Origin of the sequence: Pseudoflavonifractor phocaeensis, assembly GCF_016901955.1 — a bacterium.
GTDB classification, from domain to species: Bacteria; Bacillota; Clostridia; order Oscillospirales; family Oscillospiraceae; genus Flavonifractor; species Flavonifractor phocaeensis_A.
In genome coordinates this window covers 1-9,335 of record NZ_JACJLC010000099.1, presented here as the reverse complement: position 1 = coordinate 9,335, position 9,335 = coordinate 1, and the positions used below count along the sequence as shown (strand labels likewise).

Genomic DNA, 9,335 nt, shown 5'->3' with positions numbered 1-9,335 from the left:
GTGCTGACCTACGCACAGATTTACGAACAGGTCTGGGGCGATTTCACTACAGGAAACGAAAACAATACGATAGGATTTCATATCTGCAACCTGCGCGAGAAGCTGTATCGGGCTAATCCAGATGCCCCGTTCTACATTCGCTCCGTGCGGGAAGTCGGCTATTGTCTGGAAGCATTTACTGAACGACTTGAGTAGCTAACCTGTTGTAAGATTTTTGCGCATTTTCTGTAATTCCAGTCAAAGCAATTACAATATAACGGAAGGCCTGATAATCATTGTTCTCTGAATAATTTTTGTGAACCATTGCAAAATGACCTAAATACAACAAAAAAGAACCGGTCGAGATCTCGTGCATGAGATCTCGACCGGTTTTCTGTTATTGGGGAATTAACTTAGCATTACTTCGACTCTTTGCGGAAGCACATGAACCAGTCCAGGCAATTCAGAAATCTGGACCTACTTTGAGCGGGAAATGCTGGAGCACTTTTCCTTTATCGGAGGGGATAGCAGCAGCGGCACCAAGAATCTGACCGGCTGCATGTTCTTTGTGGCTGTCGGTGTGGTGGGCAAGAAATACGGCCTCTCCACCAACGGCTGGGGACTGCTGGCGACCACTCATTTTGATTGGACGCCCCTCCTTCTGCGCCTGCTGGCAGGCGGGCTGCTTAGTCGCTGCCCCGGCCTTGTCACAAGAGTGTTGAAGAAAAAGGACAAAAGAAACGCGGAAAACGCTGCGAAGAATCCTGACAGCTTTTTGACGCAGACCATGGAACCCAAAGTGGAGTATTCCATACTTTTCACAATTTCTACTATGATTTGTACCACAAGTCGTAGGTTGAGAGATAGAAGAAAGTGAAATTGACCGATTTGTAAATGGTTTTAGAATTTTTGGGCTAAAGAAGGTATATTTTGGGTTGGAACAGATAAAAAGAATTGCTAATCTATATGTGTTATACGATTAGCCTAAGTTAACTGTACAAGTTGCATTTGAAAAGCGAGGAGGTAATCCTATGTCTGTAGTAAAGGAACAAGACCACCAAAATAATCAGGCTGGGCAAACTGCGATGAAACGTCTGTCCAAGCCAATAAAAGTATGGGTGACAATAGCTCAGGTATTGACAATTTTTTCGGCGCTATTGGCTTTTGTCCCTTATTTAGCCTTAGTGTGGTTAGGCGATATTTTTTTGTCGGTTCAAATGGCAGGAGAACAGCTCCGTGCGGAGCAAGTACATGAAGTTGTTGAACTGCTGATCATGGCATTCCTTTCAAGATTGTTTTTCCATGCATTGTCATTAATTATCACACACTTTGCAGATATGAAGTTGCGTTTTGTCATACGTCAACAAATTGTAAGTCGTTTAAGTCGTGTCCCGCTGGCATGGTTTAGCCAAACGGATTCCGGCAAAATTCGAAATGCAGTGCAGGACGATACGAAGACGGTTCATACAGTAGTGGCCCATGCGCCGGTTGATGTGCTCAATGGCGTTTTGTCGCCGCTGGTGCTGCTTGTTTTTATGTTTGTGGTAAACTGGCGGCTGGCCCTGGTTGGTGTTGCAACCATCCCGCTGTATTTCTTTCTACAAGGACTATCCATGAAAGATATGGGCCCCAAGACTGCGGAAATGAACCGGCATCTGGCTAAGGTTTCTTCCAGTATGATTGAACTGGTAGCAGGCATTAAAGTGGTAAAGGCTTTTGGAAAGACAGGAGAGGCCCATCAGAACTATCAAGAAGCTACAAAAGATTTTTCCCAGGCCTATTGGGAGTGGTGTGCACCGTTGATTGGGCTTTGCTCTGTGGCGGGAGAACTTATTTCAGTTCCATTGCTTTTGCTTATAAATCTCGGTGGAGGGGCATTGCTCTTTGTAGCCGGTTTTGCAAGTCTTCCTCAGGTTCTGGCTTGTACGCTGATTGCAATTGTATTACCGGTAGCAATCAGCTCTGTTGCAAATACAACATGGTCTTATCAGATGGCAGGAGCCGCCGCAGTCCGTCTTTGCAACATCATGGACATTCCTGTCATCCCTGAGACAAACTCTCCAAAACAGCCCAATGGTCTTACGGTACAGGTTCAGAATGTTACATATTCATACGGAGACACCCGAGCATTAAATGATGTCACCCTTACTCTGAAGCCAAATACCATTACGGCTTTGATTGGTCCCTCCGGATCTGGCAAGTCTACCCTTGCTACTCTCATCGCGCGATTCGACGATCCACAAAGCGGTTCCATTTGTTTGGGCGGTGTTGATTTAAGAGATATTTCCTCGCAAACGCTCTATAACAATATTGCTTTTGTGCTTCAAGATCCTATGCTTATGAACGCCAGTATCCGACGCAATATATCGCTTGCAAAACCGGATGCAACAATGGATGATGTGCGCAGGGCGGCAAAAGTGGCCCAAATCGATGACTATATTATGTCTCTGCCAAAGGGATATGATAGTGTATTGGGAACGGATTGTTTGCTTTCGGGAGGCGAAAGTCAAAGGATCAGTATTGCACGTGCGATTTTAGCAGATGCACCGATCTTAATCATGGACGAAGCTACGGCCTTTGCTGATCCGGATTCTGAATTGGAAATTCAAAAAGCTCTCAGCACATTGATTCAAAACCGAACAGTTTTGGTCATTGCACACCGCCTAAATGCTATTTTAGGTGCAGATCAAATCGCGGTGATGGAGAACGGGAACATCGTTGCAGTTGGAACGCACCAAGAACTGCTGCATCATCCGCACTATCAGGCTCTACTGAGACAAGGCGGTTTCCCTGATGATAAGGAGGGAGAGGAAAATCATGAATAAGTCAAAGCGGCTTTTGCCAAGGTTTCATCGGTATATGGTTAATGATGATAGAAAAATGCACCAAAAGGGAACCGGCCTTTGTATTCTCTCAGGAATTTTGATCGGGTTGGCACTTGGCATAATGATGCCGGCTGCCATGGCTTTGCAAACGATGAATCCGCAGTGGGGTCTGTCTTTTAGGGACTGGGTAATTGTACTTGCAAGTGTGGCTCTTCTCGCTTCTGTTTTTTCTTTTTGGGGGACAAAGCTCAGTTATGCTGCCGGCTTAGGCTTTATGAAGAATGTGCAAAAAATCGTTGGCAATAAGGTAGCACGCTTACCATTGGGCTGGTTCCAGGCAGATAGCGCAGGGAGACTTTCCCGTATGGTAACCCAGGAGATGCTTTCAACCGGACAGACTGCTGCCTTCTTTATTGGGCAGCTGGTTAAAAATGTGTCGGCTGTCATAGTTTTTTGCATTGCTATATGGTTTTGGAATTGGCAACTTGGTATCTTGTTAACGCTTGCGATTCCAGTCCTTTTCCTGCTCATGAAAATTTCGCAGGTCTGTGTGGGAAAAGGAAACAGTCTGGAGGATGCGGCGGAACAAGAAATTGCCTCTCGTGTAGTGGAATTCTATCACTGCCAGGGAGCTTTACGCGCCTGCCATACCGGTGCAGATTACGAAGAATTGAAAAGCAGTTTTGTAAACAGCAAAAGGCAATCTGTTCGCGGGTTATGGTGGAGTGCTCTGGGGCAGGTTCTTTCCGGTATGGGTGTGCAGATGCTTGTTGCAGGGATGATTACATTTATCAGCCTTTTAGGTGTTGCGGGAGATATCGAAGCATTAGAGACCGTCGTAATGATTGGTGTTACTCTACGATTTACCACTCTCTTAAATGATATTGCTTCTTCTCTTTTCGGAATGGAAGACCGTCGTCAAATGCTGAATAGTCTGGATGAAGTTATGGGTGCCCCTGAGATGTCCGTCGTTGCAAAGACAAAAGGTCAACCTAAAAATGCTGATATCACATTAAACTGTGTGTCCTTCTCCTATACGAAGGATAAACCGGTGATACAAGACATCAGCTTCACAGTCCCTGCGCATAAAATGTTTGCCGTAGTCGGGCCTTCTGGATGCGGAAAAACAACGATTATTAAATTGATTGCTCGTTTTTATGATGTGGATGAAGGAACAATCCATATTGGCAATATAGCTTTACGAGATTATACAACAGAAGATTTGTTTCGTCAGATATCTTTTGTGTTTCAGGATGTTTATCTATTCAATGATAGCTTAAAGAACAATATACTTATTGCAAAGCCAGATGCAACGGATCAGGAACTACATGCCGTCGCGGATCTTGCCGGAGTAACTGAGATTGTACAGCGGCTCCCTGATGGATGGGATACCATTTGCGGTGAAGGCGGGCGTTCACTTTCGGGCGGTGAGCGCCAGCGCGTCTCTATTGCGCGTGCACTGTTAAAACATGCACCGATCGTCTTATTGGATGAAGCAACATCGGCACTGGACGCTGAAAACGAAGCAAATATTGTTCGATCCATAGAAGTTCTCAGAAAGAATTCTACTTTGGTTGTTGTTGCACACAAACTTGAAACGATCCGAATGGCAGATGAAATCATTGTGCTGGATCAAGCAGGTCGTATTACGGAAGCAGGCAGTCACGAGGAACTTTTGAAACAAAACGGCCCATACAAGGAGTTCTGGGCCAAACGCAGTGCAAGTGCTCAATGGAAATTGGCATAGATTTTCAAGTTATCAGCATCGGGTGCAGGGAATCTCTCTGCACCCGATATTTATAATATGCCAAGACAATATTTGCGGATAATCACATTGATTGTTTTCGGTTGACCTTTGCACAAAAATACGGTATTATAAGTTAGCAAAAACTAACCGACTATGAAAAAAGGGGGTGGGCTAATTGTCTCGCGGCAATCAATATCTTAATACGCTTTATAAGCTTTATCATGATATAACATTCAATACTCCTCAAACAATGTCTATGGATATTCCGCCCGAATTGGGTAGAGGCAGAATCACACAAACGCAAATAAAGCACGGGATCATTCTTTCTGATTGGAAGATGAGTTACCAGGCCGACAATGATTTAAGTGTAAAAGGTCCTGTCAGAAAGGAGTATGTGCAAATTATTTTTTGCTTACAGGATGGCGTTTCATGGGAAAACATGAAGGAACACCGTTCTGTTGTCATGCATAAAAAAGAATCCTGTTTCTATGTCGGTCAAGGAGAAACAGAATCAATCTGCTATCCCAAAAACGGAGATTTCTTTTTTAAGAGCATTAAAATACCAGTAAACTATTTTATGGATCTGCTGACAGACTATTTTGACGGCCAAGAACTTACTGCCTATAGAAAGAAGCTTTTAAGCGGTATTTCAAAGGTTTCGGTTACTCCCATGCTGGAGCAACTCTTGTCTGAGACGAGTAATTTTTCTCAGTATCGTGGTGGATTAGGATATCTGTATCTGGATGGAAAAGTGCTGGAGCTGTTGTCGGTCTATTTGGGAGAAATTCTTGAAGTAGATATTCTGATGGGGAAAGAGACTTCTTTGTCCCGGACAGAGAGAACCGCTATTTTGGAAGCAAAACAGGTGATTGATGAACAGCTTGCATTTGCCCCTTCCTGCGAAGAACTATCCCGCATAGTTCATTTGAGTGTACCAAAGCTGTCTAAAGGGTTTTCTTCGTTTTACGGGATGTCTATTCATCAGTATATCATCGACCAACGCTTGATACAGGCGGCACGGTTACTTTTAGACGGAGATTGGAATGTGAGTGAAATAGCTACTATGGTAGGATATGGGAAACCAAGTAATTTTGCAGCAGCCTTCAAAAAAAAGTATGGCGTTGTCCCCAAAAATTACAGGCAGACCTATTTGTGCGGCCCCCAAAAATAAAGTTGGGTAGTTTTTGGGTGGAAACGGATTGCTTTTGGGTTGTTTAAGTACAAGGTAATTGGTATTCTATGTCGTGTAGTTAGCGTATTCTAACTGCACGACATTTTTATTATACGGAAGGAGGAGATAAAGTATGCAGCAAAGGTTACATGCAAAAGACTTTATTCTCATCGGTGTTCTTACTGCCCTCATGTGGTTCATCTGCATGCTTCTCAGTGGGGTTTTAAGCTTTGCTGGGCCTGTCACCAATGTATTCTATCCATCTATTGTACCTGTTGTAAATGGAATCGTGATGATGCTGCTTTTAGCAAAGGTTCCGAAAAAAGGTGTGTTTACTATTAGCGGCGTGATTCAAGCTGTTCTCTTTTTGCTTGTAGGCGCATTTTGGTTTATCCCCATTGCCGTGGTGGCAGGCAGTCTGCTTTGTGACTTCCTGTTTATGGCTCGTAAGGAGATTACACGCAGAACCATGACCGTCGCTTACACACTGTACTGTGGTATTTATGCGTTCGGCGCAATCTGCCCCATCAAGTTTTTGCAGAGTGCGTTTGTTGGAGCGATGGAGAAAAATAATATTGCACAAGATTACATAGATGGAATGCTGAAAATCACTTCAACGCCTATGCTTTTTGTTATTGTTGCAGGAGGCCTGCTGGGAGGATTGGTTGGATCTATTATCGGTCAAAAACTTCTGAATAAACACTTTGTTAAGGCTGGACTGGTATCTGTAAATAATTGATACAGCCCCTATACTTCATCAGATAAGCGCAGGCAAGAGGGCTGTTTGGTTTCAAATGCGGGGCTGATAACAGCTCCGCATTTTGATTTATTGGAGGCAACAAAATGGAAGAACCACAAATCAAACAAATCATTAAACAGAGAGCCTTTCAAGGAACTGCACTTTTGGACCCACGATGCAAACTTTTACTTTTAATTGGTATTGGATGTGTCAGCTACTTTTTGGGTGGGGAACTTGTCAGTTTTATGCTTGTACTGGCCTATGGCCTATTTATCGCTGCAGGAAGTGGTCTGGGATGGGCTGTAAAGATGAATATAATCTACATAATAGTTGCGTACCTTAACGCCTTATTGAGATATGTTCAAGTTCCAATATTACTTATGCTTACCAGTATCATTGGCGTTGCGGCTCTAAAACTTATCCCAGTCATAATGGTAGGATTATGGGTTCTGCGAACAACATACATGGACGATCTGATTGTAGCCTTCCAACGGATGCGCTTTCCTCAAGCTGTCACCATTCCCCTGGTAGTAATGTTCCGTTATGTTCCTACTTTACGAATTGAATACCGGCAAATCCGCAGCACGATGGATATTCGGGGTATCAGCGATACTCTCTGGAAACGGCTATCCCATCCGCTGGCAACGATAGAGTATATTCTGATACCGCTGCTGATGCGGTGTCTGAAGGTCACGGACGAACTGGCAGCGTCCGGCACAACACGCGGATTAGAGCTGGAATGCAAGCGGTACGCGCTGAGGCCGATCCGTTTTGCATGGCCGGAAATCGTGGTATCTCTGCTGGGTGTCCTCTTTTTGGCTGGTTTGCTTCTTATCGATCAAACTCAAATCGGGGAAATCATTTTGTGGAGGGTATGACGATGATCTCATTTCAGAATTTTAGCTTTCGTTATGAAGAAAGCCAGGATTTTACTCTCTGTGGTATTGATATGACCGTACAGACCGGCGAGTTTATCCTTCTGACAGGAAGAAGCGGCTGCGGAAAAACGACGCTGATCCGCTCCCTCAATGGTCTTATTCCGCACTTTTATCCTGGCGAAATCAAAGGAGACTTGCTCATGGATGGGCATTCTCTGTTGGACATGAAGCCCTCCGAGTTGGCCGGACAGGTAGGAACTGTATTCCAGGACCCCCGTTCCCAGTTCTTTATGACAGATACAACGAGGGAATTAGCTTTCGGTTGTGAAAATCTTGGGCTTACCCGTGAGGAAACCATCAGTCGCATTGCAAAATCTGCAAAAGAACTGGAACTGGTGGAATATTTGAATCGAAGCATTTTTGCTTTATCCAGTGGTGAAAAGCAACAGATTGCAATCGGTTCTGTGTATGCGCTTTCCCCGAAAGTCTATATTTTCGATGAGCCATCTGCAAATTTGGATTATGCCGCTACCAAGCGGCTTGCCGAAATTATGGGAAAACTCAAATGTGCCGGATACACTATTTTTGTGGTAGAACACCGCTTTTACTATCTGCGCGATCTGATTGACAGAGTTTTTCTTATTCAGGAAGGTAAAGTTGAGCGTGAGTTTTCGAGAGAGCAATTTTGCTCACTGTCTGATGAAATACGCATTTCTTACGGCTTGCGGACAGCATACCCGGAGCGTGATGCGGAGCATTATCAGGGAAAGCAGCGCCCGCATAATGGCACACACCGGATGGAAGTACATGATTTGGGATTTTCCTATAAGAAGGGGCCAGATGTGTTTCACAATGTCAGTTTTGAAGCTCATGCAGGTGATGTGATTGGCATCCTGGGGCACAACGGGGCTGGAAAAACGACTATCTTATCTATCCTTACCGGCCTGTTAAAGCAGCGGCATGGAGAAGTCAGCTTTGATGGGAAGAACCTTACTCCCCGGCAAAGGCGGTCTCTTTCTTATCTTGTTATGCAGGATACAGATTATCAGCTCTTTGCCAGCAGTGTGGAAGAAGAATTGTCCCTGGGAATGAATGAAGATTGTAGAGAAAAAGTAGAAGCTACATTGGAGGCTTTGGAGCTTTCAGAATACCGTGAGCGTCATCCAGCCTCTCTTTCGGGCGGCCAAAAACAGCGTGTAACCATTGGTGCGGCAATCGTAAAGGGCAGTCCGGTAATCTACTTTGACGAGCCTACCAGTGGTTTGGATTATGATTCGATGGTGCGTGTCAGCAATCTGATGGAGCAGCTTTCAAATTCCGGGGTAATTGTTTTTGTGGTATCCCATGACTTTGAATTTATCGTCCGCACCTGCACGGAGGTGGTTCAGTTAGACGATCACGGGGCCATTCAAAATCATAGGCTTTCGTCGGAAACTCTGAAAGCTCTATCGAAAAAATATTTTATGTAATGGTGGTGCGAACAATGGAGATTCATGCATCGGGCGAAGATTACTTGGAGGCCATTCTGGTTCTCCATAAGAAGATGGGCACGGTGCGCTCCGTAGATGTTGCCCGACACATGGAGGTATCCAAGCCCAGTGTGTGTCATGCGGTGGCTACACTAAAAAAGGGCGGCTTCCTACTCATGGATGGAGATCACTTCCTGCACCTGACTGATCTCGGCCGTGAGGTTGCCGAGGCCACCTACGAAAAGCACCGCTTCTTTACCGACCGGCTGATTGAAGCCGGCGTAGACCCCGAAACGGCGGAACGGGATGCCTGCCGGATCGAGCATGTAATTAGTAAAGAAACCTTTGAGCGACTGAAAGCAGCTCGTAAACTGAGTGAGAAAGCGGTGATATCATCGGACGAGTCATGATTTTGGAGCTGCACGAAAGAGATACGGAAGTTTTGGAGCAGATTCTGTCTATCCTCAAAAACCACCCTGAGATAGAAAAAATCGAGGTCGACGAGGAGCCGATGGTATCGCTCCCTG

Annotated in this window: 9 protein-coding genes; all 9 read left to right on the top strand. The window is 44.9% G+C overall.

Annotated elements, in window-relative coordinates; genetic code table 11:
- Positions 1-195 (top strand): winged helix-turn-helix domain-containing protein (locus H6B51_RS14945; RefSeq protein WP_204884445.1); only part of this gene is annotated, 195 nt, incomplete at its 5' end.
- A gap of 277 nt (positions 196-472) precedes the next feature.
- Complete coding sequence (locus H6B51_RS14940; RefSeq protein ID WP_204884444.1) at positions 473-856, top strand: hypothetical protein; 384 nt, start codon at positions 473-475, stop codon at positions 854-856.
- A gap of 154 nt (positions 857-1,010) precedes the next feature.
- On the top strand, positions 1,011-2,804 hold the full coding sequence (locus H6B51_RS14935) for an ABC transporter ATP-binding protein (protein ID WP_204884443.1): 1,794 nt from the start codon (positions 1,011-1,013) through the stop codon (positions 2,802-2,804).
- Positions 2,797-4,551, top strand: a complete 1,755-nt coding sequence (locus tag H6B51_RS14930) for an ABC transporter ATP-binding protein (RefSeq protein ID WP_040646842.1) — start codon at positions 2,797-2,799, stop codon at positions 4,549-4,551. Before H6B51_RS14935 ends, H6B51_RS14930 begins: the two co-directional genes overlap by 8 nt.
- A 175-nt stretch (positions 4,552-4,726) precedes the next feature.
- On the top strand, positions 4,727-5,722 hold the full coding sequence (locus H6B51_RS14925) for a helix-turn-helix domain-containing protein (RefSeq protein ID WP_204884442.1): 996 nt from the start codon (positions 4,727-4,729) through the stop codon (positions 5,720-5,722).
- 133 nt (positions 5,723-5,855) lie between these two features.
- Complete coding sequence (locus H6B51_RS14920) at positions 5,856-6,461, top strand: MptD family putative ECF transporter S component (RefSeq protein ID WP_006572721.1); 606 nt, start codon at positions 5,856-5,858, stop codon at positions 6,459-6,461.
- A gap of 104 nt (positions 6,462-6,565) precedes the next feature.
- Positions 6,566-7,339 carry an energy-coupling factor transporter transmembrane component T family protein gene (locus H6B51_RS14915; protein WP_006572723.1) on the top strand — a complete coding sequence of 258 codons (774 nt, stop codon included), beginning with the start codon at positions 6,566-6,568 and terminating at the stop codon, positions 7,337-7,339.
- Between the two features lie 2 nt (positions 7,340-7,341).
- On the top strand, positions 7,342-8,808 hold the full coding sequence (locus H6B51_RS14910) for an ABC transporter ATP-binding protein (RefSeq protein ID WP_335342181.1): 1,467 nt from the start codon (positions 7,342-7,344) through the stop codon (positions 8,806-8,808).
- Between the two features lie 14 nt (positions 8,809-8,822).
- Entirely contained in the window at positions 8,823-9,218 is a 396-nt protein-coding gene (locus H6B51_RS14905) for a metal-dependent transcriptional regulator (RefSeq protein ID WP_204884440.1), read from the top strand.
- Positions 9,219-9,335 lie beyond the last annotated feature (117 nt).